We start from the raw sequence: 26,682 nt of genomic DNA, 5'->3' as shown, positions 1-26,682 counted from the left end.
CTATTGAATAATTTTAACTTCCATGCAATTAAGATACGTATTTACCTTTTTATTAATTACATTAATATTAAATGTTAAAGCACAATCCGCTCAGAAAGATGTTCTTTTCTTTGTTGATGATTCGCCCGTGTATACCTCAGAATTTTTAAGAGTTTATAATAAAAACTTAGATTTGGTCCAAGACGAATCTCAAAAAGATATAGATGAGTATTTAACTCTTTTTACCAATTACAAATTAAAGTTAAAAGAAGCCAGAGCTTTAGGGTTAGATGAAAGACCATCATACAGAAGAGAGCTATCTAATTACAGGAAGCAATTAATAAAAAGCTTTATGACCGATGCAGAGGTTACAGATGCTATGGTGGCTGAAGCTTATGAGCGTATTTCTTATGATGTAAAAGCGACACATATATTAGTGAAAGTTGCAGAAAATGCAAGCCCAGAGGATACATTGGTAGCTTATAATGATATTGTAAAGCTTCGAAATAGAGCTTTAAAGGAAGGTTTTGAAAAAGTTAGGAAAGAAGTCCATAATGGTCAGACTGTTTTTGGCGAAGAATTAGGGTACTTTTCTGGTTTTAGTATGGTGTATAAATTTGAAACTGCAGCTTTTAATACGAAGACAGGAGAGATGTCAAAGCCTTTTAGAACACGTTTTGGATATCATATAGTGAATGTTTTAGACAAACGTAAATCTAGAGGAGAACGCACCGTAGCGCATATTATGGTTGTTGAGAAAAAGGGGGATTCTTTAGCAGAAAAACCAGAAGTTAGAATCCAGGATATTTATAAAAAAATTAATCAAGGAGAAGCTTTTGATGTATTAGCCAAACAATTTTCTGATGACAGAGGTTCAGCTTCTAAAGGAGGCGTTTTACCTGCTTTTTCTAGTGGAAAATTAGGTTCGCAAGAATTTGAAGATGTTGCTTTCGGTTTAAATGATCTCGAAGCCGTTTCAAAACCTTTTAAAACTCAATACGGGTGGCACATTGTTAAGTTAATTGCAAAAAAGCCTATACCAACATTTGAAGCTATCAGACCAGAATTAGAGCAAAAAGTTAAAAGAGATGACCGTTCTAAATTAATAGACGAAGCTTTATATAAGTCATTAAAAGAAAAGTACCATGTTACAAATAATCAATCAGCATTAGACTATTTTGAGTCCATACTTACAGATGACTTTTTTAAAAGAACATGGAAATTACCTAATAATTTTAAAGAGGATATGCCATTGTTTAAAATAGGTGAAAAACAGTTTTTTTATAAGGACTTTAGTAACTATTTGTTAAAAGAACAGCGTAGAGGTACACAAAAAACATCATTAAAAATGGTTGTTTCGAAAAAGTATAACAACTTTTTAAACAGCAGTTTGGTTAAATATCAAGAGGATAATTTAGAAACAGAAAATGAAGAATTTGCTCATATTGTTAATGAATACAGAGATGGGTTGTTACTATTTGATTTGATGGAAACAACCATCTGGAATGCAGCAAAAACAGATTCTATTGGCGTTGAAGACTTTTACAAAACACATAAAAGCAAATACGTATTACCCCAACGTATAGATGCCGTTGTAGCATCTTCGTCTAAGCAGAAAATATTAAAAAAAGTAACCAAATTGTTAAAGCGTGGGATGGAAGTAGATCAAATAAAAGCGCTTGTAAATAGCAATGATAAAATAGAAGTCATGTTTACTTCAGGAATAATGGATGCAGAGCATCAGGCACTTCCTAAATCGTTTCAATTTAAAAAAGGCATCTCAAAAATTCATAATCATAATGGAACTTTCGTGGTTGTTCAAGTCAATGATATATTAGAAAAAACACAACAAACTCTTGAAGAAGTCAAAGGAACTGTTATGAGTGATTATCAAGTGTTCAAAGAAGAAAAATGGTTAAAAGACTTAAGTGATAAATATAAAATTAAGGTAAACCAAGAAGCTTTAAATAGTATAAAAAATAAAATTAAAAAGTAGGTCATTTGGTGGGGGATAAAATCATTGCATATTTTTTATTATTAACAACCGTATTGTCATGTAGTTTTTTTAAAAAAACTGATGAACAAATTCCTATTGCCAGGGTCAATGAATCTTACCTGTATTATGAAGATATCAAAGATTTGGTTTCAGATGATACATCAAAAGAAGACAGCACTCTTGTAGTCCAGAGTTTTATTAATCGTTGGGCAACACAACAGTTATTTGTAGATGGAGCCTTGCTTAACTTAAGTGAAGAGAAGCAAGACGCGTTTAATAAATTAGTTGCTCAATATAAAAACGATTTATACACCAAGGCATATATTGAGGCATTGGTTAAAAAAAATATAGATACAATAGTTAATATTAACCAAGCACAAGATTATTATAACAGAAATAAAGAGGTTTTTAAACTAAATGAAGAGCTCCTTAAATTTCGTTACATACATGTAGATGAAAATATCATTGACTTTAAAAGCATTAAGGAAAAGTTTAAACGTTATAATGATGACGATAGAAAAGAGTTAGATTCTATATCTATACAATTTAAATCTTATTCGTTAAACGACTCTATTTGGATAAGGTTAACTCAAATAGTTGATAAAATTCCGGTAGTTACCGCAGAAAATAAAAATGAACTGTTAAAAAAATCTAATTTTGTACAACTCAAAGATTCATTAGGAGTATATTTGATGCAAATTAATGATGTTTTATTGAGAAATGATAATGCTCCGCTTGAGTATGTTAAACCTACCATAGATCAAATAGTTATTAATAACAGAAAGCTTGAGCTTATTAGAGAATTAGAAAAAGACATAACAAAAGATGCCATTAAAAATAAACAATTTGAAATTTACGATTAATTTGAAACATATATCAGTTCTATTCATAACCTTGCTAGTAGTAAATGTTGTGTCTTCACAAGAGATCATTGAAGAAGAAGTAAAAGAAGACGTCGTTAAGGAAGTAGATTCAACGCTTACTTATAACGCTAAAAAAGTAGACGGGGTTGCTGCGGTTGTTGGTGATTATATTATTTTAGATTCGGATGTGCCAAGAGAAAGAGAGCAGATAACAGCAGCAGGAGGATCAATAGAAGGTGTCACAGATTGTCAGTTATTAGGAAAATTATTAGAGAATAAGTTATATGCACACCATGCTATTCAAGATAGTATTCAAATATCAGATGCAGAGGTTCGACAAGAAGTAGATTATACAATTCAGCAATTCTTACAGCAAAAGCCAGATATGGATGAACTTGTTAAATTCTATAAGCAAGAAGATGAAAAAGGCTTAAGAGATTATATCTTTGAAATTATCAAGAACAATAAACTTTCAGGAAGAATGCAAGCCAAAATTGTTGAGGAGGTTGAAATAACGCCAGAAGAAGTTCGTGCATTTTTTAATAAAATACCAGAAGACGAACGACCATTTTTTGGTACCGAACTTAAAGTGGCTCAAATTGTTGCTAAACCAAAGGTATCTGAAGAAGCAAAACAAAAAGTCATTGACCGTTTAAAACAATTTAAAGTTGATGTCGTTGAAAATGGTGCCAGTTTTCGTTCAAAAGTAGTATTGTACGGAGAAGATCCAGGCATGAAACAATCGGGTTATATTTATACATTAAATAGAAAAAAACCTAAGATGGTAAAAGAGTTTCGACAAGTCGCTTTCTCTCTCCAAGAAGGTGAGGTATCTGACCCTTTTGAAACAGAATTTGGCTATCATATTATACATTGCGAAAAAATTAGAGGCCAAGAATACGACGTAAGCCATGTTTTGTTATTTCCAAAAGTTTCGACTGAAGCTGTAAAAGAAGCTAAAGAACGTTTAGAAAAAATAAGACAACGTATTGTTGATGGAGATATTACGTTTGCAGATGCAGCAAGGGAATCTAGTGATGAGAAAGAAACTCGTGGAGATGGCGGACAACTTATTAATCCGCGAACTCAGGATTATAATTTTGATTTAACAAAAATGGGACCAGAGCAATATGCGCAAATTCAGAATTTAAAAGATAATGAAGTTAGTCAGGTCTTAACAGAACAGGATCGTAAAGGAAACCTTTCGTTTAAAATTATGAAGGTTACAGATAGAATAGATGAACATAAAGCCAGTTATGCAAGAGACTATTTAAAAATTAAAGAGTTGGCGCTAGATGAGAAAAAAATTAAAGCTATTGAGAAATGGCAAGAAGAAAAAATATTAGATACGTATATTAAAATAAGCGGAAAATATAGAGATTGTGAGTTTTCAGGTAATTGGTTAAAAAAATAATGTATGTCTGATGTAAAAGCCATTGAACAATTTGTAAAACAATATAAAGATTTAAAAACTGAAATTGCTAAAGTTATTATTGGGCAAGATGCAGTTGTAAATCAAATTTTAATATCTATTTTCTCAGGAGGACATTCCTTACTTATAGGGGTACCCGGCTTGGCGAAAACCCTAATGGTAAATACCATTGCCCAAGCATTAGGGTTAGATTTTAAACGTATTCAATTCACTCCTGATTTAATGCCAAGTGATATTTTAGGTAGTGAGATTCTAGACGAAGACCGTCATTTTAAATTTATAAAGGGACCTATTTTTTCTAATATTATTTTAGCAGATGAAATTAATAGAACCCCACCTAAAACACAGGCTGCTCTCTTAGAAGCTATGCAAGAAAGAGCAGTAACCGTAGCAGGACATCATTATAAATTAAGCCTACCATATTTTGTTTTAGCAACACAAAACCCTATTGAGCAAGAAGGAACATATCCACTTCCCGAAGCCCAATTAGACCGTTTTATGTTTGCAATTAATTTAGATTATCCTTCATTTAATGAAGAAGTAGAAGTTGTTAAAGCAACGACTTCAGATAGTCAAGCAAAAGTGAATTCTTTATTTTCTGCACAACAGATAATAGATTTTCAACATCTTATTCGTCGTATTCCTGTGGCAGATAATGTTATTGAATATGCGGTTGCTATGGTAGGTAAAACGAGGCCTAATGGAGATACAGCTACAGATTTAGTGAAAACATATATAGATTGGGGAGCAGGTCCTAGAGCCTCCCAAAACTTAATTTTAGCAGCTAAAACACATGCAGCTATTAATGGTAAGTTCTCTCCAGATATCGAAAATGTTCAAGCTGTAGCAAATAGTATTTTAAGACATAGAATTATTAAAAACTATAAAGCAGAAGCTGAAGGTATTTCAGAAAGTCAAATTATTAAAAGTTTGTTTTAGTACTTAATACAGTTTGACTTTTTGGTAAATTAATATACTTCCAAGGCTAATTATTGGTTTCGAGAATTTTTTTATTTCATCTCTTTTTCAATTAAGATAGACTTAAATCCATCAGCTAAATTTTTACTTCGCTGTTGTGGTATATAGTTATAGTAATACATTATATAGTCAATTTGTTTTTTATTGACGCAGGGTATATTACCATTACCTGTACTCCAAAAGAATACATCGTCATCTGGCGAATTAAATTCAAAACCATTAATAATATGTTTGTTAAATGATGTAACCGTTTTAGAGTTTCCTTCCGGTACTACTACATGTTTTAATTTAAATTGACTTAATGCCATTGAAAAATGATTATTGGTAAAAGTATTCAGATTTATATTAAAAAATACAGGAATGGCACTTGCTATAATTGATAGGTAAACCAAAGACACTCCAAGAGATTTATGTTTTATAATAGAAATAAAAAATTGAATAGATAAAAAGATAATAAAAATAAAGAAAAATCTATACTGAGGGGATGTGTTCCATAACACAATAAACTGTAAGATAGCTAAAGTATAAATTACCATCATACTAGATTTGTCCTTACTCCTAACAATAAACCAAGGAAATATTAGTATAAATAAAATATAAATTTTATTAAAAACTCCGTGTAATTTTGGAATGCTAATCCAATATTTAAAACGCTCTATAAGATTTAATGTTGATACATCAGCATTATTATTCATACCAGCTAAGTATGTGCCATTATTGTAAAACTCTAAAAGAACTTTTGGTTGTTTCCAGTCAACGTCCAATATGTCGAGTGATTGAATTGGATAAATTAAATATCCTGAAACTATAGCATTTTTTAAGAGAAATAAGATTAGAATAAGCCCACTTAGAATAAAATAGTGTAATATCTTATTCTTTAAGGTGTTGAAGTGTTTAATAAACAATATAATGACTAAAATAGATAAAATACCCATAGTTACTTTTATAAAACATAAAAAAAGAACTAGGCTTAAAATAATTTTGAAGTCGTTTACATTTATTTTTTTATACCCAATTATAAAAAGATAAAATACATAGGGAGCTAATAAAAAAATAATAAGATCGGGTGAAGGGCTATTAATAAACTGCATCAAGAAGAGGGAAAATATCAAGATCATACCAAAAGCAAAATCTTGAATAGAACCTTCAGGTTTATAGTTATTTAATTTTTCAATGGCGAGGTAACCAATAATAACAAATAGAAATCCATTTAGATCGTTAAAATTAGTTGAAAGGAAAGGAAAATTTAAACCAGCTTGTAGGGCGTGCCAGGCGGAGTTTTGACCAAGAAACATATGCAGATTTGCCAAACCTTTTACATAGCCGTATTCATTAAGCCATTTTATAGTTTGGATATAGTAAGATTCGTTATCCAAAAGATAGGGTTGTGTACTACTTTGTGCCAATATGATAAAAAACAAAAAGAGGTAAAGTAATTTGTAATGTGTTTTTAGCTCACGAATTGATTTTACTAAAGCATTAATATAAAATTTAAGCGTGGTTCTATAGCTAAATGTAATAAGAATATTTATAATTAGAATCCCCAAATAATACTCAATATGCAACCTTATAAAAAAAGCAAATAAACTTGTGGTAATTGTGTACAGGAAGAGTCCTAAAACTTGATGGATGATTATATGACAATTTTGAATTCCGAAAAACTTTCTAAAAAGAATCCCGAAATTGGTAGCTGTTATCAAGATATAAATCCAACTTAAAAAAATAAGTGCCATATAAAAAACTATTATTATGAATATAGTTGTTAATTTATCAATTTTAATGACGAAATTTAATCAAAACCCTAATATTTTTTCATTAAAAATATGACTTTCTTAAATTAAATTTAACAGCTAATCTATTAGGCTGTTTATTCTCAATAAATTTATATAAATTTTGTAATTTGCATAACTTTAAAAAAACCAAAATTTAAAATATTTTTTATGGCATTTGACATCGATATGATAAAAGGTGTATACACCAAAATGGCTGAGCGTGTTGATAAAGCACGCGATATAGTAGGAAAACCGTTAACGCTTTCTGAAAAGATTTTGTATTCTCATCTTTGGGATGGCAATCCTACTAAGGCATTTGTAAGAGGAAAGGACTATGTAGATTTTGCACCTGATAGAATAGCGTGCCAAGATGCGACCGCTCAAATGGCATTACTACAGTTTATGCAAGCTGGAAAATCTAAAGTAGCCGTACCAACTACAGTGCATTGTGATCACTTAATTCAAGCCAAAGAAGGTGCTGTAACAGATTTAAAACATGCAAATTCAGTAAGTAGTGAGGTATTTAATTTTTTAGAATCTGTTTCTAATAAATATGGTATTGGTTTTTGGAAACCTGGTGCAGGTATTATTCATCAGGTAGTTTTAGAAAATTATGCGTTTCCAGGAGGTATGATGATTGGTACCGATTCGCATACGGTAAATGCAGGTGGATTAGGAATGGTTGCTATTGGTGTAGGTGGAGCTGATGCTGTAGATGTTATGGCTGGTATGGCATGGGAATTGAAATTTCCTAAATTAATAGGTGTAAGATTAACAGGTAAATTATCTGGTTGGACAGCACCAAAAGATGTGATATTAAAAGTAGCAGAGATTCTTACTGTAAAAGGAGGAACAGGTGCTATTGTTGAATATTTTGGACCAGGAGCAACATCTATGTCTTGTACGGGAAAAGGTACTATTTGTAACATGGGAGCTGAAATTGGAGCAACAACTTCAACATTTGGTTATGATGATTCTATGGAGCGTTATTTGCGTTCCACAGATAGAGCTGATGTTGCTGATGCAGCAAATAGTGTAAAAGAACACTTAACTGCTGATGCTGAGGTGTATACAAATCCTGAGCAATATTTTGATCAAGTTATTGATATCAATTTATCTGAGCTAGGACCACTTTTAAATGGGCCATTTACGCCAGATTTATCGACAGAAGTGGGTTCAGCAATGACGGAAAAAGCGACGTCCAACGATTGGCCAATTAAAGTAGAGTGGGGGTTAATAGGTTCTTGTACAAATTCTTCATATGAAGATTTATCACGAGCGTCTTCAATTGCACAGCAAGCTTTAGATAAAGGGGTTAAAATGAAAGCAGAATTAGGTATTAATCCAGGTTCTGAACAAGTAAGATATACAGCTGAAAGAGATGGTATTCTAGATGTATTTGAGAAATTAGATGCTAAAATATTTACAAATGCTTGTGGACCTTGTATAGGGCAATGGGCCAGATATAGTGATCCTAAAAATGCACCTAAAAATAGTATAGTACATTCTTTTAACAGAAACTTTGCTAAGCGTGCAGATGGAAATCCAAATACACATGCATTTGTTGCCTCACCAGAATTAACAGCAGCAATTGCTGTTGCAGGGCGTTTAGATTTCAATCCATTAACAGATAAGTTAATTAATGAAAATGGAGAAGAAGTTATGTTTGATGAGCCAACAGGGTGGGAATTACCACCAAAAGGCTTCGATGTAAAAGATAACGGATATTTAGCACCAGAAGCAGATGGTAGTCATGTACAGGTATCTGTAAAAGATGATTCAGAGCGTTTACAATTATTAACACCATTTGTACCATTAGGAGATTCCATTACAGGTGCAAAACTATTAATTAAAGCATTTGGTAAATGTACTACTGATCATATTTCTATGGCTGGACCATGGTTGCGTTTTAGAGGCCATTTAGATAACATTGCCAATAATACTTTAATAGGTGCGGTAAATGCTTTTAACCAGAAAACAAATTTTGTTAAGAACCAATTAACAGGCGATTATGGAGGTGTACCGGATGTGCAACGTGAGTATAAAAAAGCCGGAATTAAAACCATAGTTGTTGGTGACCATAATTATGGTGAAGGATCATCTCGTGAACATGCTGCAATGCAACCAAGACATTTAGGAGTTGCGGCAGTTATAGTAAAGTCTTTTGCTCGTATACATGAAACAAACCTTAAAAAACAAGGGATGTTAGGTTTAACCTTTGCAAATGAAGCCGATTACGATTTAATTCAAGAAGACGATACCTTTAACTTTACAGATTTAAATGCATTTGCACCTGGTAAGCAATTAACTATTGAGGCGGTTCATGCAGATGGAAGTAAAGATGCTATTAAAGTAAACCACACCTATAATCAATCTCAAATAGATTGGTATAATGAAGGTTCTGCATTAAACTTAATTAAAAAGCAAAATGCCGTTTAATAAAATGGTATTTAGTCATAAAAAAATCCAGCTTTTAAGCTGGATTTTTTGTTTTTATATTATTAGATCTGTCAGGTTTTTAAAACCTGACAGATCTAATAAATCAATAAAACCATTTATAATTTAATCGTATTTTTACCGAAACACTTTATATGAATTCTAGAGCAAACCAACTTAAGGCCTTTGATAGATTGTTAACCATTATGGATGAGTTGAGAGCTCAATGTCCATGGGATAAAAAGCAGACTATGGAAACGTTACGTCATTTAACAATTGAAGAAACTTATGAACTTGGTGATGCTATTTTAGACAATGATCTGGATGAGATAAAAAAAGAATTAGGTGATGTGTTGTTACACATAGTTTTCTATTCAAAAATAGGAAGTGAAACGAATGATTTTGATATTGCTGATGTTTGCAATAGTATTTGCGAAAAATTAATTAGCAGACACCCACATATCTATGGCGATGTAAAAGTGGAGAATGAAGAAGACGTAAAACGAAATTGGGAAAATTTGAAGCTAAAAGAAGGTAAAAAAAGTGTTTTGGAAGGCGTACCTAAAAGTTTACCTGCATTGGTAAAAGCAAATAGAATACAAGAAAAAGTAGCAGGAATAGGTTTTGATTGGGAAGAACCTAATCAGGTTTGGGAAAAAGTAGAGGAGGAGTTGGCAGAATTTAAAACAGAAGTACAATCAGGTGATCAGGATGCTATGGAAAGTGAATTTGGAGATGTGATGTTCTCTATGGTAAATTATGCCAGATTTTTAAATATTAACCCAGAAAATGCTTTAGAGCGCACTAATAAAAAATTCTCTAAACGTTTTCAATACTTGGAAGAGAAAGCTAAAGCAATTAATAAACCCTTAAAAGAGATGTCTTTAGAAGAAATGGATGTTTTTTGGGAAGAAGCAAAGTCATTATGATTTTTAGAATAATTTGCACAATGAGTTTCTTGTAAAAGGGGATAAAGTTTTTTAAAAATATATAGGAAAAAGGTGCTTTATTAGTAGATAGTGGATAAAATATTAGTATATTATCCTTTTAAATTATTAATAAGATAATACCCTAAAATGCCTTAAACTTTCTATTATTAACGTGTTGCTTAGTAATTGAAATTCTAATAGAAATCCTTAATTTTTTGAAGTTTACTCTTCCAAAGTTTTAAAGATTCTTTATGTGTTTTAATGTTTTGATGAACTTCTTTTACAAGTGGATTATCATCATTAACATTAGTGAAAAACTGTAGATTATTTTCTAACTGATTAATTTGACTTTTTACTTCATCAATTTTTTTACGAATAAAGGCACGTTCGTTATCTAAGTTTCTATGATCGTCATCAGAAGTATTGATGTTATCCAGTTTGTTTTCAAACTTTATCATTTCAACTTCATTTTTATCCATTTCTAAACTTGTAAGTAAGCTATCTATGGTCTTTTGAAATTTACCTTCAATATATCGTTTATCATTTGGTACTTTTCCAAAAGTTCTCCATTGTGTGATTTGTTCTTTTATAAGAGCTAGATTTTTTTCTTTAGTTTCTTCTGTTAATTTTAACTCTTTAAGAGCTCCTAAGAATTCATTCTTTTTATTAAACGCATCGATGTTTTCTTGATTAGCAGCATTTCTTTTGGCATGTAATCTATCGAAATAACTGTTGCATGCCGCTTTAAATTGCTTCCAAATTTTGTCACTATCCTTTCTAGGTACATGACCTATTTTTTTCCAATCGCTCTGAATTTTTTTCATCAAAGGCGTTGTTGCTTCAAAATCATCACTATCTTTATTATCTTCAGCTATTTTAATTAAATCTAATTTTAGTTGTAGATTATTATATTGTTCTTTTTTAAGACCTTTATAAAAAGCATTTTTTCGCCTGTTAAAGATGCGCACAGATTCTTTAAACTTAGCCCAAGTACTTTCATTTACTTTTATTGGTACTTTTCCAGCATTAAAAAAGGCGTTACGAAGTTCTTCAATTTCTTTAATTTTCTTTTGCCAATCACTGTGGGATTTGTTTTCTTCTGTATTTATAGCACTAATTTTAGCTATAATTTCAAGTTTGTTTTCTAGATTTTTTTCGTAAACTTTATCTATTTCTTGGTAGTAAACTTGTCGCTTATCATTAATAATTTTTGTAGCTGCTTTAAAGCGTTCCCAGATTTCTTCTCTGTGTTCTCTAGCTACAGGACCAAGTTCTTCCTTCCACATTTTATGTAGCTCTTGTAGTTCTCTAAAAGAACGCATAACATTATCATCTTGAGCCAACTCTTCAGCCCGGGCAATAATTAATAACTTCTTTTCTAAGTTATGTTTAAAATCTAAATCTCGTAGGTCTCTATTTAAGTGTAAGAAATCGTAAAATATCTCTACGTGGTGATGGTAACTATTCCAGGCATTATTATACTTGTCTCTTGGGATAGGGCCCGTTGTACGCCATCGTTCTTGTAATTCTTTAAAGTGCTTATAAGTTGTGTTTATATTTTCTTCTAGGTTGATTAAGCCTTTAAGATCTTCAATGATCTCTAGTTTATTAGCTAAATTTTGCTTTAGGTTTTTTTCTAAACCTTGGTAATGTTCGTTTAGCCTTTTTCGATATTCTTTATAAGCTTCTTTGAATCTTTTTTGAACAGGAGAGGAATAATAAAAATCTATTTCGTTACCGCCATCATTTAAAAATTCTTCTTTTTTCTCATCTATTAAAGCTTGAAACTTCGTTTTAAACTCATTATTTATATTGTCTACATGAGATTTTATGGCTTGTACCTTTTCATTTTTTAAAAGCTTCTCTAATTCAATAGCAAGTGCTTCTAAAGACATCGTATCATAAGCTTTAACTTCAATAGTATGTCTTTCTTTATTCCCTTCGTCTTCTGCATCCTCTGCATTAGACTCTTCTATTTCATTAATGACTTTATCTGCTTCTTTTTCTGTTTCAGGAGCTTTGGTTTCGGCTTTAATGTCCGATTCGAGGTTTGTGTTTTCCTTAGGACTTTCATTGTCTTTACTAGTTTCGCTAACAGCCTCATTAGTATCAACTACATCTTCAGAATTGGCGGTGTCAGCTTTTTCAGTTTTGTCATTTGACTCTAATGAAGCATCGTTAGTTGAGTCACTATTAGATTGACTTACTATTGAGGTTTCTTCATTATGATTCCCAGTTTCTGCTGTTTTAGCTTCAGTATCTGTACCTATTTCAACATGTTCTTCTGTTTTAGGGTCTTCAATGCCTTGCTTGTCAACTGCATCATCAGAACCAGTAGCATCCTCAGTCCTGTCAATCTCGTCATTTGATTCTAATGAAGCGTCATCGTTCGTTGTATCATTAGATAGACTTACGATTGACTTATCTTCATTGTTTTCTTCTATTTCTTGCAGTTTTTTATTATCAGACATTTTAAAAAATGTTAAGGTTCATTAAATACTTTAGACTTTAAATATACTAACAAGTCTTATTATTTACAAAGAATACGAAGTGCTTTTAACTATCGTAAGACCGTTTAACTATAAATTCCATATAGACCAGGCCTTTTCTGCTTGTAATTTTAACATATTAAGTCCGTTAATTACTACAGCATTATGTTGTTTGCCTAATTTTAAAAACTTGGTTTCTTCCGGATTGTATATTAAATCAAATAAAATATGTTGATCTGTTATAGATTGATACGGAATATTCGGGCAATCATCAACATTTGGAAAGGTGCCTAATGGCGTACAATTTATAATTATTTGATGTTCTTTGATAACATCACCAGTCAAAGAATTATAAGTAAAACCGATTCCTTCTGATTGATTTCTTGAAACATATTGATACGAGATCCCTAGTTTTTTTAAACTGTACGCAATAGCTTTACTCGCTCCGCCTGTTCCTAAAATCAGTGCATTTTTATGGTGTGCTTTTAAAAAGGGTTCTAGCGTTTTCTTAAAACCGTAACAATCTGTATTGTACCCTACTAATTTTCCTTTTTTAGTAATTTTTATGGTGTTTACTGCGCCTATGGCTTTTGCTTTTTTATTTACTTTATCTAGGTATGGTATAACAACTTCTTTATAGGGTATAGTGACATTTAAACCTTTTAAATTTATAGTGTCTTTTATTACAGAAGGAAATAAATCGATAGTTTCAATATCGAAGTTTTCATAGGTCGTATTAGCTATTTTTTCATTTTCAAATTTTTTTTGAAAATATGCTCTTGAAAATGAGTATGATATATTTTTACCTAATAGTCCTAATTTATTCATGAGTTTTTCTGGTTTTTTGTCCGTACCATTCCAAGGCTAAAACAATAGCAATTCCAAAACAAACAAATGCAATGGCATAGTAGGTTTCTGTATTTAATTCTGGAATGAAACGCTCATAATTTTCTATTATTTTTTGGTCTGCCGAATCTAATATGAAATGACCTCCAACATCCATTTTATATACCGTTTTTTTCCAAGGCCATACAACACCCAGAGAGCCAATGATAAAACCTATTATAGCAGAAATTGTTATGCTCTTGTAGTGTTTCAAAATATAACTAAGGGCATGAGAGAAGGTGACTAAGCCAGCTACAGACCCTAGTGTGAAAACAGCTAGAACTTTGAGCATTCTTATACGTTCTAAATTATGAGTAAAAGTGAAATTACCTCCTAGAACTTCATAAACGGTATCATAGAGTGCATTTACAGAATCCACCAAAAGGAGTACATAATTGCCTAATAAAATGAGTATGAAAGAACCTGAAAAACCAGGAAGCGTCATTCCAGAGACACTTATGATGCCACAAAAAAACACAAACCAAAGGTTGTCGTTTTCCTTTGCAGGATTAAAAAAACTAATACTTAAGCCGACTATTATTCCAATAGCTAATGAGGAGTAAGTTTTGAGGTTCCAATCTTTAAAATCTTTATTTATGTAATAAATAGATCCTATTATCATTCCAAAAAAAACACTCCAAACATAGAGTTCATAGTATTTTATTAGGTAGTCTAAAACTTTAGAAATACTAAAATAGCTAATAATCATTCCTAAAAAGAGTAGACTTAAAAAACGACCGTTTATATAATTAAAAAAACTCTTAAACCGACCATTAATAAGTAATTTAAAAGCTTTAATATTTACTTTTTTAAGCGAATAAATAAACTCTTCGTAAAAACCAGCAACAAAAGCAACAACACCTCCAGATACGCCAGGAACTTTATTAGCAGCCCCCATACCTAACCCTTTTAGAATAAGAAAAATTTTATCGGTAAGTGTCCTGGTACTTTCCATTATTGTTTTTTTGAACCTACTTTTTCTAGAATAAAAATAGTTAAAAAACCAATAATCATTAAAATGATGGCAAACAAAAGTTGGCTTTCACCATCGAAAGAAAAAGGAGAAATACTTTCTTGTAAAACGGGGGTTTTTATGCCTTTGGAATTAGTATGCCATGTTAACGTTTTTTTCCATGGCCATACTTTATTTAGAGATCCAAAAATAAAACCAGTAAGTAATGCTAATGTAATATTATGATAATGTTTGAAAAGCCATTTTAAAATATGACTAAAACTAAGTAGTCCTACAAGGGCTCCACTAACAAAAACAAGTATTTTCTTTATATCTATATCATGAATAGCATCGCTAAGCGTTTTATATGCGCCTAAAATTATTAATATAAAAGATCCAGAAATACCAGGTAATATCATGGCACAAATAGCAATAGCCCCAGCCAAAAACAGGTATAAAGCACTTTCACTAGTCGTTAAAGCTGGAAGTCTTGTAATATAAAAGGCAATTCCAGCACCAACAATTAAAGCTATGATTACAGATGCATTCCATTTAGAAATTTGTTTTCCAACAAAATAAATGCTGGCTACTATTAGTCCAAAAAAGAATGACCAAATTAAAATGGGATGATTTTCTAATAAATACTTGGCAAGTTTCATGAATGATACAAAACTGATTATAATACCAGTTGCCAACGCAAGTAAAAAATTTCCGTTTAATTGTTCCCAAAAAGCTTTTAAACCTTTACTGAAGAGCGTTTTAAAAAGGGAAATGTTTATGTTACTAATAGATGAAATGAGTTCTTCGTAAATACCAGATATGAATGCAATAGTACCGCCTGAAACACCAGGGACTGCATCTGCAGCTCCCATAGCTAAACCTTTTAAAGAAATAATGAAATAATCGATTAAACGTCTTTGCATATTCTGATTTTTAAACTAAAATCAAAGGTATACATTTTAATGAAACATTCAGGATTAAAATTCGACTAGAAAGTTAAGAATACTGTTGCGAAGCAGGTTCGTATTTAATGTTTATATGGGCATTATACGGATGATGGAGTCTGTGTTAACGAAAAACAGGTTATTTTATGGTCTTATTTTTAAGTAGTGCTTTTACCAGTATTTTATTAGAAACTTTAGGGAAAAGTTCTTCGATTATAAAAGCGTATTCTTTATTATAACGAATTCCATTTTTTAAATGGAAAGTCCCTTTGTCATTTTCATTTAGAGAAAAATATAAACCAGCTAAACGATATTCTAACTCAGCATTTTCGGGATAAAATTCCATCGCTTGCTCAAAATTATAAATGGCAGCTTGTGGTTCGCCAAGTTTGATTAATAAATCACCACGAGATAACCAGGTGTTGAGTTCATAATTTCCTAATTCCAGTGTTTTTTTGAACCCACGTTCTGCTTCTTCATAAAAGTTAAGGCGTTGGTTAATTTGTGAATATAGCTTCCAATAGATAACATTTTCAGGGTCTATATTAATCGCTTTATTTATATAATATAATGCTTTTTGGAAATTCTTTTTTCTGTTATAATATTTTGTTATTGCTATCCAGCCTTTATCTAATAAAGGGTCTTCATGTACAGTCTTGTAGTAGTATTGAACTGCTAAATCATCATTTCTTAATTTTTCATGGCAGCTTCCTATACGTAATAAAGCAAAAGATGTTGGTTCATCTAGTTTTAAAGAAATACTATAGTTTTCTATGGCATCATCATAACGTTTCAATTCCTCAAGTACTTTTCCCCTTTCTAGATATGCACCTACAAAAGTATCGTCAGAAATAATAGCAAAATCAAAAGCAGCCAATGCTTTTTTATACTTTTTCAAGGCATAATATTGTTTTCCTAATTGATGCCATGCTACTTCACAATATGGGTTTTTATCCAGAAATGTATTTAAATAAGAAATGGCTTCTTCATTTTGACCTAGATATTCAAAACAATATATTACATTGTAAAGTGAAGAATAATCCTCCATATCTTCATCTAAACATTTTATGAAATATATTTTGGCATTTTCAAATTGGTCTAAAAAGAGATATTCCATACCAATTAAAGAATACAAATCAATAACATCGTCTGTGAGTTCTAATGCTTTTTTTAATACATCTATAGCTTGTTGGTGCTCATCTTTTTTAGATAATATGTTGGCTTTTTGAATGTAGATTTCCTCATTCATGGGATCTAGACTATAAAGCTCATTCAATAAAGTATCTGCCTCTACTAGTTTATCTTCGAAAACATAAACTTCAACTTTAAAAAGTCTTAGATTTATAGATGTGGTGTGTTGGTCTAGGCCTAATTTAATCGCTTTTTTTGCTAAAGCTATTTTGCCTTGATTTAGATAATAGTGAATAATGTTTTCAAACTCTTCAGAATCGAAGAATAAAACATGATTTGTTTTTAGCATCGATTCAAATTTTGACAAGGGTAAATTGTTGTTGTCATTATGACTAAACTCCATACACACTATTGTAAGTTTCTATATGAATAAATTTAAGCTTCTATTTGCCTTAATCACGACAGGTCAAGCAAATGTTTTTAACAAAGTAATCAACAACTATGCCTTTTTGTGGCGTTTTAGGCTTTTTGATTTGATTTTCAGAACGTTGAGAGGTGTGGTTAGTCTTCAATAGTACTTAAAGCCTTAATAATTATTGAGCAGCCTTTAGAAATTTCTTCATTTGTAATGGTTAAAGGCGGCGTTATTCTTACTGCTTTGGGTTCAAAAAGGAGCCAAAATAGTATTAAACCTGCTTCTTGGCACTTAAGAATTAATGAATTTGTTATCTCTTCTGAAGGCATTATAATGGCAAGCATAAGTCCTTTTCCTCTAATTTCTTTAATGAGCGGATGTACCAGAAGTTTACGGATTAATTTTTCTTTTTCTGATGCTTGCTGCATTAAGTTGCTTTCTGTAATTTCTTTCAAGGTTGCCAGAGCAGATGCCGCAATAACCGGGTGACCTCCAAAAGTAGTTATATGCCCTAATTTTGGGTTGTCCTGTAATAACTCCATAAGTTTTCCAGAAGCTGTAAAAGCGCCTATAGGCATACCGCCACCTAAACCTTTACCAGTAACTAAAATATCTGGAATACAATTATAATGCTCAAACCCAAAAAGCTTACCTGTTCTACCTATACCTGGTTGAATTTCATCTAAAATTAGAAGTGCTCCAACAGCATCACATCGGTTTCTTACCTTTTCTAAATACTTTTCTTGTGGTTCTATAAAACCAGCTCCTCCTTGTATCGTTTCTAATATTACGCAAGCCGTTTTAATCGTGATGTGCTCTAACTCGGTTTCATTATTAAAGGTAATGAATTGTACATCTGGTAATAATGGTCTGTAGGCTTGTTTTCTTTCTTCATACCCCATAACACTCATAGCTCCCATGGTGTTGCCATGATATGCATTATGTGCTGCTATAATTTCACTTCTTCCAGTAGCACGTTTGGCTAGTTTTAAGGCGCCTTCAATGGCTTCGGTACCCGAATTGGTTAAATATGTTTTTTCTAGAGAATCGGGGAGATTTTTAGCTAATAATTTAGTGAGCTCTACAGCTGGTTTCTGGATATATTCTCCATATACCATGACATGCAAATAATTGTCTAATTGAGCTTTAATTGCATTTATAACTTTAGGATGATTATGCCCTAAAGGGCACGCCGAAACTCCTGCTACAAAATCTAAATATGCTTTATTTTCGGTATCATAAATATAGGAACCGCTAGCATGAGAAATTTCCATGGCTAATGGGTGAGGCGTTGTTTGCGCTTGATATTTAAAAAAATCTGATTTCACTATTTCCTGTTAGGACGGTTAGCTTTAGATTCAATAAGTTTCTTTCGGTTTTGTTTTATGGTTTTTGGAGTTAAGGGAACTTGTTTCTTTTCAACTGGTTTTGGAATATTCCTCGATGCTTTTAGAGGTTCTTCTCTGTTGTTTTTTGGTCGAGTATCAGAATTTTCAATGCGTTTTAGCATCTCTTCGTCAAAGAAATCTTCTTGAGGAACATAATCTTCTAATCCTTTTATAACAGGTAAAACTAAAGGTGGATCATCTTTAAATAAATCTTCAACGCTCATGGGACGCTCATCTTCACGCCAATCAAAACCCTTTAAGATTTTTTCTTTTTCAGGATATTTAGATTCAGGATATAATTTACCATCCACTTGATTTATTCGATTATATTCTTCTATATCACCTGCAGCAAAAAGCATGGAAATGCTTCCAGATTTAGCTTTGTCAATACCTATAAGTTCTTGCTTATCATTGCGCGTATAAAAAATAGACTCAGCATTTTTGACGATATCAACTTGCCTTAGCTCATTTTCTTCATTAAATAGACCTGTTAATCGCATGCCGTAAATTTGATTATAACCATTTTCACTTATTGTGTCTTTACTAATAATAAAGGCATTATTGAAAACCCTTAGCGAATCTATTTTTTCTGTTTCTGTATTTGAGATTAAATGAATGGTATCCCCTGTCATTTGATTTTTTATATTCCAGATAATAGGTCTTCGTTTTGTAGAAAATTTATCGCCAGACGAAAACCGGTCTAAATTTATTAATTCTGTAATACCAGTTCTTTGGTTTGAATGTATGGAATCTGCTTTGCCGCTAAGATCAGACTTGAATATTTTAGCATTATAATAAGCTCTGATAATACGATTTTCAGGCTTTCCTGTTACCATGATTTTATCTGCATGCATATAGATAGAATCGTTTTCTTGTTGTGTAATTGCTAAAGCTCGCTTTGTAATAAATACAGAATCTTTTTCTTTGAAAACCTCGGCGTAATGGCCTTTTATGATACTATTATTAATAGTATCTGTTACTTTAATGTTATTGGTAGCCGAAGCAAAACTAATATTATTATCAAAATACAGACTGTCTCCTTCTATAATACGATTATCATAATCTATTCTTGCTTTTTTTAAGGCATAGCCCACTTTATTTTCGGTATCGTAAAATCCTTTTTCACAATACGTTACGCTTGTTTCTGTTGTTATTGTTGATGGACCAAATAAATAAGCATGACCGGTATCTGAGTAGAAATCGAAAAAATTGGAATTAATGGTTGATTCTTTATTTACTAATACCACATCTTCAACAAATTGGTATTTTTTAATATCCATGTAATACCTCCCAATTTTACTTGTAATAGTACCAGATGAATCTTTTACAACCGTTCCACCACTTTTATAAAAAGCTTGTTGTTTGATGCGGTCTAGATATAGGGTGTCTGAGGATATTGTGGAATTAGGGTCTTTTAAAACAACATCTCCACTTGCAAATGCTAAACCAGTTAGGCCACTATATTCTACATATTTTGAGGTCATGTCTATGGTATCACCTTGTTTCAATTGAACGTTACCATAAGCTTCAATGAAATTTTCTTTACCATAATGAATGGCTTTATCGCACCACATATTTGCACCCTTATGTTTTATATGTACTTGTTGTGCATCATCACGGGTTAGCACTTTGGCACCTGGGTAGTTATCTTCGTCTATGGTAAGTTTACCAGCGTATTCAATTTCAATTTTCTTTTTTTCTTGCGCATGGGTTGTTAATGAAACAAAGCCAATAATAAGGATAAAAAATAAAACTTGTAGTTTGTTCAAAATATAAAAAGTTTGTCGCAAAAATAACGATTATAATGATGTTTAATTATCTGTTGGATATTTTTTATGATTAGGAATAAAACAAAAAACGCTCCAAAATACTTTGAAGCGTTTTTTATAATTAAAAATGGTTACTTGTTTAGTAGTTTGTTAAGCGCCTTATAACAAGTTAAAAGATAAAAAATATCGATATCCACCTTGATTTAATAAAATCCAAGCAATTAATTTATTAGATTTTTCATCAAACCATAAAGTCCCTTTAGGGTTTTCAGGTTTGTCTTTTATAAAATAGACAAAAACATTTGATTTTATTCCTGCCAATTCATTATTAAAAGGCTTATAGATTTTATGCTCTTTATAAAATCGGACAGGTTTTGCATCTAGGTTTTTAATTTCTAAACTATCTATTGGTCTTCTGAAATAATAAAATAAAGTGTCAAATGATTGGATTCGTTTTTCAATTCGAATTTTAGATGTATCTTTTAATACATAATCAAATTCGATATACTTCTTAAACAAAATGTCATTAGAAATTTCAGATTTTTCTTTTCCATTTACATATTGAGCTAATTCTATTAGCTTCTGATATTTGATCTTCTCTTTTTCTGTCCAGTTTTCAATTTTTTTGTTTTGTCCAAAACAGAAAAAAGAAGTTGAAATAAGGATTCCAATAATTATTTTTTTCATAATTTATAATAATTTATGTTTTAACTATAAAATGATATTATAAAATATCAAGTAATTGATAGGAAAAAGAAATTGTTTTCTATTTGTATTTAGGAATTCGATATTTAAATTTTTCAGCTTTTTTGTTATTTTTAAGGCTATTTAGATGTTCTAAAAAAATAGAAACTCATTACTTTGATGAGATTCACTACCTTATTGATTAATTGATAAAAGGTGACTGATTCTAAACATTACGCCCTCGATTGTATTTATGATTAATGAGAAGCAAAAGTATCGCTATTTTGAGGTGTCAAAGTCCAGTTTTTATAAAAAGTTAAAGATTCCGGACACCTTTTTTATATTCAATAGGTGTTTGCCCTGTGAACTTTTTAAATGCGGCATAAAAACTAGATTTTGAATTAAATCCAGATTCCAACCCAATAGCCAAAATGGTATAATTTTTATAATTGTCATTAGTCAACATTTCTTTAGCATCGTTTATTCTTAACGAATTTATATAGTCGTTAAAACTCAAATTAGAGTTTTTGTTTATAAGTTGAGAAATATAACCTTCACTTAGGTTAAGTTTTTTGGAAAGTGTTTTTAAAGATAAAGATGGATCTAAATGTAGTTTGTTGTCAATTATTAAACCATCAATTTTTAAATAGGTTGCAGACTTTGCTTTATTGTTTATTGGTAGTAGTTTTTTATGCGATTTATTAGAAATTTTCTTTCTTATTTCTTTTCTTTCTTGATATAAATGTTTCTGTAAAATAGCAGAGTAACCTATCCAATAAATTAAAATAGATAGACCAATCCATAATGGATATAAATGATAATATCCTCCATTAAATAAGTTTTTAAAAATACTTAGTGAAATCCCCCATAAAACACAAAGTAAAATTCCTAAAAATAAAATTCTTTTAAGCCATTTTGTTTTTATGATGACATCATGGATGCTATATTTTGAATGGCTTTTTTGATAAATTATTAACAGTCTAAAAACTAAAACTATTATCGTTATGGAGAAAATAATAGAAATGTATTCTACAACTAAATTGAAAATTTTTATAATAGCTAGATCATCATTTAGAAAGTTTCTAACTAATAAATACACTATACTTAGTAAAAAAGGAATAAATAGATAGATATATTCAAGTCTATTGATTTTTTTATTGAGATAGCTTTTAACAAAAAGAAAAAAGAATGGAAGCATTAAAAACTCAAAAGGAATAAATAATAAGCTATTATTATCGTATTTATATCTTGGTATTATACCAGTATCTATAAACCAATATTGTAGGTTGCTAAAAGCTAAAGATAAAATGGTAAACGCAAGAAGGTAATTGGTTTTTGAATTAAGGTTTTTATTTAAGAAAATAATCAAACTGAAAATAAAACCATGAATAATTCCTGCAAGAATAAGGACATTATATACATTAAAATTCAATTCCTCCATAAGGCAAATATAAAAGAAAAAGACTACTAAAAAAGTAGTCTTTTGTTTTAATTGGGAATAAGAATAGTTTTTAAATTTTCTAAAGAATTTGTTTTGGTTTATAAACAAAAAACGCTCCAAAAATACTTTGAAGCGTTTTTTATATCAATATGTGTTCTAGTACTTAGTGAACCAACTGTTCTCTAAAAATAGTCTGTTTTCTATCAGGTCCTACAGAAACAATAGTAATAGGAATCTCTAATTCTTTTTCTAAAAATTCAATATAATCGTTTAAAGCTTGAGGTAATTGAGACGCTTCAGACATGGTTGTTAAATCTTCGTCCCAGCCTTTAAACTCGGTATATATTGGTTCTACATTTTCTGGTTCAATATTATAAGGAAAATGTTTAATAACGTCTCCTTTATATTTATAGGCCGTACATACTTTCAAGGTTTTAAAACCAGATAGTACATCGCCTTTCATCATCATTAATTGTGTAACACCATTTACTTGGCATGCATATTTTAAAGCAATTAAATCTAACCAACCACAACGTCTTGGGCGTCCGGTAGTAGCACCAAACTCATTACCAACACGTGCCATAGTTTCTCCATCTTTATCAAAAAGCTCAGTTGGGAAAGGACCAGAACCTACTCGTGTTGTATAGGCCTTAAAAATACCAAATACATCACCAATTTGGTTGGGCGATACACCTAATCCTGTACAAGCACCAGCAGCTGTTGTATTACTTGATGTTACAAATGGATAAGTACCAAAGTCGATATCTAATAACGATCCCTGCGCACCTTCTGCAAGTATGGTTTCCCCAGATTTTTGTGCTTGATAAATATATTCTTCAGAATCTATAAACTTTAAAGATTTTAAAACATCTACAGCTTTAAAAAAATCTACTTCTAGCTCTGCTAAATCATACTCTATGTCTACATTATAATAAGAGATCATGGATTCATGCTTATCTGCTAGTGCTCTATAACGTTCTTTCCAGTCTCTCAATTCTAAATCACCAACACGAATACCATTTCTACCCGTTTTGTCCATGTAAGTCGGGCCAATACCTTTAAGGGTAGAACCTATTTTAGCTTTTCCTTTAGATGCTTCACTAGCAGCATCTAACAAACGATGCGTTGGTAAAATGATATGTGCTTTACGAGAAATAACTAAGGATTTTCTATAATCTACATGTTGTTCTTCTAACTTGTCTAGTTCCCCTTTAAAAATAACAGGGTCTATAACAACGCCATTACCTACTAAATTTGTAGCATCGTCATGGAATATGCCAGAAGGGATGGTATGTAAAACATGTTTTCTGCCATTAAATACCAAAGTATGCCCTGCATTGGGACCACCTTGAAAACGTGCAATAATATTGTAGTTAGAGGTAAGTACGTCAACAATTTTTCCTTTGCCCTCGTCTCCCCATTGTAATCCTAGTAGTAAATCTACTGCCATTGTAAAAAATTAGTTAAGTGTTTGATTTTCTATTTCCGTAAAAATAGAGTGAATGGTTATTAATTTCTATATCGAAGATTTCTTCGATTGTTTTTTTGATAGATTGAATTCTAGGGTCGCAAAACTCTATAACTTCCCCGGTATCAGTTAGTATAACATGATCGTGTTGTCTATCGAAATATGATTTTTCATAATGTGCTTGGTTCTGTCCAAACTGATGTTTTCTTACCAAACCACATTCCAGAAGTAATTCTATAGTATTGTAAAGTGTAGCACGAGAAACACGATATTTCTTGTTTTTCATACTAAGATATAAGGATTCTATATCGAAATGTTCTGTATTATTATAAATTTCTTGCAGTATAGCGTAGCGTTCGGGAGTTTTTCGGTGCCCGTTATTTTCTAAAAAGCTAGTAAATACGCTTTTTACTATATCTTGATTTTTTGTATCTGCCTTTGCATTCATAATTCCGTCGCAAATTTACACTTTTTTTACACTCTAGTAACCTTATCTATACCATTAATTTTTTTTAACTTCTCTAAAAGCTTTTTTATAATGGTATTATTTTTTACAACGACATTGATTTTTCCCGAAAATAAGCCGTCATCACTTTCAAAACTTAAGCTCTTCATATTCACATGCATATTGTCTGAAATAATAGAAGTGATATCACTTACTAATCCTATATGATCGATACCTGTAACCTTAATTTTAGCTAAGAACTCTTGCTGCGAAGAGTCTACCCATTTGGCTTGCATAATTCTGTAAGCATAATTGGATTGTAAACTAAGTGCATTGGGGCAGTTTTTTTTATGAATCTTAATGCCTTCATTAACGGTTAGAAAACCAAAAACTTTATCTCCGGGAATTGGGTTGCAGCAATTAGATATTTTATAGTCTAGTTTTTCCTCTTCTTTACCGAAGACTAAAGAATCGTATTTAGCAGTAACTTCTTCTTTTTCTAAGTCTTCTTTTTTTATAGTTGCTTTTCTGGTAATTTTATTTTTAATAAAACTCATTAAAGCGTTGCTTCTGGAAGCAGCATAGCTTTTAATCATGGTATTGTCAATCGTACCAATACCAACCCTATAAAATAAATCTAAACTTGTCTTAAGTTTAAAATAGTTAACTAGCTCATTCGTAGAAGCTTCATTCAGCGTTATTTTTAGCTGCTTTAGTTTTCTTCTAAGAATTTCTTTGCCATCTTCGCCAATACGTTTTTTATCTTCTTTTAAAGCTGATTTTATTTTGCTTCTAGCTCTAGCTGTGGTGGCATAGTCTAACCAGTTGGCATTAGGCTTTGCTGTTTCAGAGGTTAAAATATCTACCTGATCACCACTTTGCAATTCATGACTCAATGGCACTAATTTACCATTTACTTTGGCACCTCTTGTTCTCATACCAACTTCGGTATGAATATTAAAGGCAAAGTCTAATGATGTAGCGCCTTTAGGTAATGATTTTAATTCTCCGGTAGGTGTGAACACAAATATTTCCTGCGAATAAAGGTTGAGTTTAAATTGTTCAACAAAATCTACTGCATTTGTGTCTGGGTTTTCTAAAGCTTCCTGAAGTTTATTAATCCAACTTTCTAAATTATCTTCTTTCTCGTTATCCTGTTTGTATTTATAGTGAGCAGCATAGCCTTTTTCGGCAATTTCATTCATACGTTCACTTCGTATCTGAACTTCTACCCAACGTCCTTTAGGTCCCATAACAGTAATATGCAAAGCTTCATATCCTGTAGATTTAGGAGAGGAAATCCAATCACGAAGACGTATGGGGTTAGGTCTAAAATGATCTGTTACAACGGAGTATATTTTCCAGGCGTAAAACTTTTCATTAACCTCGTCACTTTTATAAATAATTCTTACCGCAAACTTATCGTATACTTCATCAAAAGAGACCCCCTGCTTGAGCATTTTTTTTCTAATTGAAAAAATAGACTTTGGTCGTCCTTTTATAGTATAATCAAAATTTTCTTTATTTAATGAGTTCCTAATTACCTCACTAAATTCTTCAATATATTTATCCTGTTCTTCCTTGCTTTCTTTTATTTTATCAAAAAGATCATTATAAACACCAGGTTCGGTATATTTCAATCCTAAGTCTTCAAGCTCGGTCTTAATGTTGTATAAACCAATTCGATGTGCTAGAGGCGCATAAATATATAAAGTTTCTGAGGCTATTTTTTCCTGTTTGTCAGGACGCATCGACGCCATTGTTTGCATATTATGGAGCCTGTCTGCAATTTTTATTATGATAACACGCACATCATCATTAAGTGTAAGCAGCATTTTACGGAAATTTTCTGCCTGCAAAGACACATTCATGTCTTTTTCCTTACTTAAAGAAGATATTTTTGTGAGACCATCTACTATGGTGGCTATTGTTTTTCCAAATAGTTTTTCAATGTCTTTTATACTATAATCCGGACTATCTTCAACAACATCATGGAGTAGGGCAGCAGCAATAGAAGTGCCATCCAATCCAATTTCCTGAGCAACTATTTTTGCTACAGCTAAAGGATGAAAAATATAAGCTTCTCCAGATTTTCTACGTTGGTCTTTATGACCATCAATAGCAACATCAAAAGCTTTACGTATTAGTTTTTTATCATCATCAGATAGCGTTGTGTAGCTAACCTTTAATAATTCTTTGTAGGCTTTAGTAATTGCTGCATTTTCTTTTTCAATATCTTCCTCTGTCATGGATTAAAAGTAAGATAAAGAATATTAACCACCAACA

The 26,682-nt window shown here is 31.3% G+C and carries 19 protein-coding genes; 6 read left to right on the top strand and 13 right to left on the bottom strand.

Going from position 1 to position 26,682, the window contains the following annotated elements:
• The first annotated feature begins 22 nt into the window (after window positions 1–22).
• From Q4Q34_RS00595 to Q4Q34_RS00580, 4 genes are read left to right on the top strand one after another with little or no spacing between them, the layout of a single operon-like run.
• Entirely contained in the window at window positions 23–1,975 is a 1,953-nt protein-coding gene (locus Q4Q34_RS00595) for a peptidylprolyl isomerase (protein WP_303317483.1), read from the top strand.
• An 8-nt stretch (window positions 1,976–1,983) separates the two neighbouring features.
• Window positions 1,984–2,838, top strand: a complete 855-nt coding sequence (locus Q4Q34_RS00590) for a peptidyl-prolyl cis-trans isomerase (RefSeq protein ID WP_303317484.1) — start codon at window positions 1,984–1,986, stop codon at window positions 2,836–2,838.
• Window positions 2,801–4,252 (top strand): peptidylprolyl isomerase, encoded by a 1,452-nt coding sequence (locus Q4Q34_RS00585; RefSeq protein ID WP_303317485.1) that lies wholly within the window; start codon window positions 2,801–2,803, stop codon window positions 4,250–4,252. Before Q4Q34_RS00590 ends, Q4Q34_RS00585 begins: the two co-directional genes overlap by 38 nt.
• A gap of 3 nt (window positions 4,253–4,255) precedes the next feature.
• The gene (locus Q4Q34_RS00580) at window positions 4,256–5,209 is read left to right on the top strand and encodes an AAA family ATPase (RefSeq protein ID WP_303317486.1); all 954 of its coding nucleotides are present in this window, start codon (window positions 4,256–4,258) and stop codon (window positions 5,207–5,209) included.
• Window positions 5,210–5,280: 71 nt separating this feature from the next.
• On the opposite strand, the gene Q4Q34_RS00575 is transcribed toward Q4Q34_RS00580, so the two are convergent.
• A complete protein-coding gene (locus Q4Q34_RS00575) occupies window positions 5,281–6,981 on the bottom strand; it encodes an LIC_10190 family membrane protein (protein WP_303317487.1) in 1,701 nt (566 codons plus the stop codon).
• Window positions 6,982–7,188: 207 nt separating this feature from the next.
• Between Q4Q34_RS00575 and Q4Q34_RS00570 the strand changes: the two genes are divergently transcribed.
• Both Q4Q34_RS00570 and mazG read left to right on the top strand, forming a co-directional pair.
• Window positions 7,189–9,459: an aconitate hydratase gene (locus tag Q4Q34_RS00570; protein ID WP_303317488.1), complete on the top strand. Its 2,271-nt coding sequence runs from the start codon at window positions 7,189–7,191 to the stop codon at window positions 9,457–9,459.
• 152 nt (window positions 9,460–9,611) lie between these two features.
• Window positions 9,612–10,385 (top strand): nucleoside triphosphate pyrophosphohydrolase, encoded by a 774-nt coding sequence (mazG, locus tag Q4Q34_RS00565; RefSeq protein ID WP_303317489.1) that lies wholly within the window; start codon window positions 9,612–9,614, stop codon window positions 10,383–10,385.
• Between the two features lie 194 nt (window positions 10,386–10,579).
• Here mazG and Q4Q34_RS00560 read toward each other — a convergent pair whose 3' ends face one another.
• From Q4Q34_RS00560 to Q4Q34_RS00505, 12 genes are all read right to left on the bottom strand, one after another.
• Complete coding sequence (locus Q4Q34_RS00560) at window positions 10,580–12,856, bottom strand: DUF349 domain-containing protein (protein ID WP_303317490.1); 2,277 nt, start codon at window positions 12,854–12,856, stop codon at window positions 10,580–10,582.
• A 108-nt stretch (window positions 12,857–12,964) separates the two neighbouring features.
• Window positions 12,965–13,702 carry a shikimate dehydrogenase family protein gene (locus Q4Q34_RS00555; RefSeq protein WP_303317491.1) on the bottom strand — a complete coding sequence of 246 codons (738 nt, stop codon included), beginning with the start codon at window positions 13,700–13,702 and terminating at the stop codon, window positions 12,965–12,967.
• Window positions 13,695–14,714, bottom strand: coding sequence for a DUF368 domain-containing protein (locus tag Q4Q34_RS00550; RefSeq protein WP_303317492.1), 1,020 nt, complete (start codon window positions 14,712–14,714; stop codon window positions 13,695–13,697). The genes Q4Q34_RS00555 and Q4Q34_RS00550 overlap by 8 nt, the downstream gene beginning before the upstream one ends.
• Window positions 14,714–15,634: a DUF368 domain-containing protein gene (locus Q4Q34_RS00545; protein WP_303317493.1), complete on the bottom strand. Its 921-nt coding sequence runs from the start codon at window positions 15,632–15,634 to the stop codon at window positions 14,714–14,716. Before Q4Q34_RS00545 ends, Q4Q34_RS00550 begins: the two co-directional genes overlap by 1 nt.
• A gap of 160 nt (window positions 15,635–15,794) precedes the next feature.
• A complete protein-coding gene (locus Q4Q34_RS00540) occupies window positions 15,795–17,189 on the bottom strand; it encodes a tetratricopeptide repeat protein (RefSeq protein WP_303317494.1) in 1,395 nt (464 codons plus the stop codon).
• Window positions 17,190–17,347: 158 nt separating this feature from the next.
• Window positions 17,348–18,529, bottom strand: a complete 1,182-nt coding sequence (locus tag Q4Q34_RS00535; RefSeq protein WP_303317495.1) for an aspartate aminotransferase family protein — start codon at window positions 18,527–18,529, stop codon at window positions 17,348–17,350.
• A complete protein-coding gene (locus Q4Q34_RS00530) occupies window positions 18,529–20,358 on the bottom strand; it encodes an OstA-like protein (RefSeq protein ID WP_303317496.1) in 1,830 nt (609 codons plus the stop codon). Before Q4Q34_RS00530 ends, Q4Q34_RS00535 begins: the two co-directional genes overlap by 1 nt.
• Window positions 20,359–20,517: 159 nt before the next feature.
• Window positions 20,518–21,045 (bottom strand): hypothetical protein, encoded by a 528-nt coding sequence (locus tag Q4Q34_RS00525; protein WP_303317497.1) that lies wholly within the window; start codon window positions 21,043–21,045, stop codon window positions 20,518–20,520.
• Between the two features lie 313 nt (window positions 21,046–21,358).
• The gene (locus Q4Q34_RS00520) at window positions 21,359–22,483 is read right to left on the bottom strand and encodes a helix-turn-helix domain-containing protein (RefSeq protein ID WP_303317498.1); all 1,125 of its coding nucleotides are present in this window, start codon (window positions 22,481–22,483) and stop codon (window positions 21,359–21,361) included.
• Between the two features lie 163 nt (window positions 22,484–22,646).
• Window positions 22,647–23,933 carry an adenylosuccinate synthase gene (locus tag Q4Q34_RS00515; RefSeq protein WP_303317499.1) on the bottom strand — a complete coding sequence of 429 codons (1,287 nt, stop codon included), beginning with the start codon at window positions 23,931–23,933 and terminating at the stop codon, window positions 22,647–22,649.
• A 13-nt stretch (window positions 23,934–23,946) separates the two neighbouring features.
• Entirely contained in the window at window positions 23,947–24,399 is a 453-nt protein-coding gene (locus Q4Q34_RS00510) for a Fur family transcriptional regulator (RefSeq protein WP_135874260.1), read from the bottom strand.
• 26 nt (window positions 24,400–24,425) lie between these two features.
• On the bottom strand, window positions 24,426–26,645 hold the full coding sequence (locus tag Q4Q34_RS00505; protein WP_303317500.1) for a RelA/SpoT family protein: 2,220 nt from the start codon (window positions 26,643–26,645) through the stop codon (window positions 24,426–24,428).
• Window positions 26,646–26,682: the final 37 nt, after the last annotated feature.

The sequence above is a fragment of the Flavivirga abyssicola genome (genome assembly GCF_030540775.2).
GTDB lineage: Bacteria > Bacteroidota > Bacteroidia > Flavobacteriales > Flavobacteriaceae > Flavivirga > Flavivirga abyssicola.
The sequence above is the reverse complement of the archived record's forward strand: the minus strand, read 5'-3'. Positions and strand labels throughout refer to the sequence as shown.

Excerpts from the sequence above, each read along its gene's own strand:
- Q4Q34_RS00595 (WP_303317483.1), top strand. The coding sequence starts at position 23 with ATGCAATTAAGATACGTATTTACCTTTTTATTAATTACATTAATATTA.
- Q4Q34_RS00585 (WP_303317485.1), top strand. The coding sequence starts at position 2,801 with ATGCCATTAAAAATAAACAATTTGAAATTTACGATTAATTTGAAACAT.
- Q4Q34_RS00580 (WP_303317486.1), top strand. The coding sequence starts at position 4,256 with ATGTCTGATGTAAAAGCCATTGAACAATTTGTAAAACAATATAAAGAT.
- Q4Q34_RS00575 (WP_303317487.1), bottom strand. The coding sequence starts at position 6,981 with ATGGCACTTATTTTTTTAAGTTGGATTTATATCTTGATAACAGCTACC.
- Q4Q34_RS00570 (WP_303317488.1), top strand. The coding sequence starts at position 7,189 with ATGGCATTTGACATCGATATGATAAAAGGTGTATACACCAAAATGGCT.
- mazG (WP_303317489.1), top strand. The coding sequence starts at position 9,612 with ATGAATTCTAGAGCAAACCAACTTAAGGCCTTTGATAGATTGTTAACC.
- Q4Q34_RS00560 (WP_303317490.1), bottom strand. The coding sequence starts at position 12,856 with ATGTCTGATAATAAAAAACTGCAAGAAATAGAAGAAAACAATGAAGAT.
- Q4Q34_RS00555 (WP_303317491.1), bottom strand. The coding sequence starts at position 13,702 with ATGAATAAATTAGGACTATTAGGTAAAAATATATCATACTCATTTTCA.
- Q4Q34_RS00550 (WP_303317492.1), bottom strand. The coding sequence starts at position 14,714 with ATGGAAAGTACCAGGACACTTACCGATAAAATTTTTCTTATTCTAAAA.
- Q4Q34_RS00545 (WP_303317493.1), bottom strand. The coding sequence starts at position 15,634 with ATGCAAAGACGTTTAATCGATTATTTCATTATTTCTTTAAAAGGTTTA.
- Q4Q34_RS00540 (WP_303317494.1), bottom strand. The coding sequence starts at position 17,189 with ATGGAGTTTAGTCATAATGACAACAACAATTTACCCTTGTCAAAATTT.
- Q4Q34_RS00525 (WP_303317497.1), bottom strand. The coding sequence starts at position 21,045 with ATGAAAAAAATAATTATTGGAATCCTTATTTCAACTTCTTTTTTCTGT.
- Q4Q34_RS00520 (WP_303317498.1), bottom strand. The coding sequence starts at position 22,483 with ATGGAGGAATTGAATTTTAATGTATATAATGTCCTTATTCTTGCAGGA.
- Q4Q34_RS00515 (WP_303317499.1), bottom strand. The coding sequence starts at position 23,933 with ATGGCAGTAGATTTACTACTAGGATTACAATGGGGAGACGAGGGCAAA.
- Q4Q34_RS00510 (WP_135874260.1), bottom strand. The coding sequence starts at position 24,399 with ATGAATGCAAAGGCAGATACAAAAAATCAAGATATAGTAAAAAGCGTA.
- Q4Q34_RS00505 (WP_303317500.1), bottom strand. The coding sequence starts at position 26,645 with ATGACAGAGGAAGATATTGAAAAAGAAAATGCAGCAATTACTAAAGCC.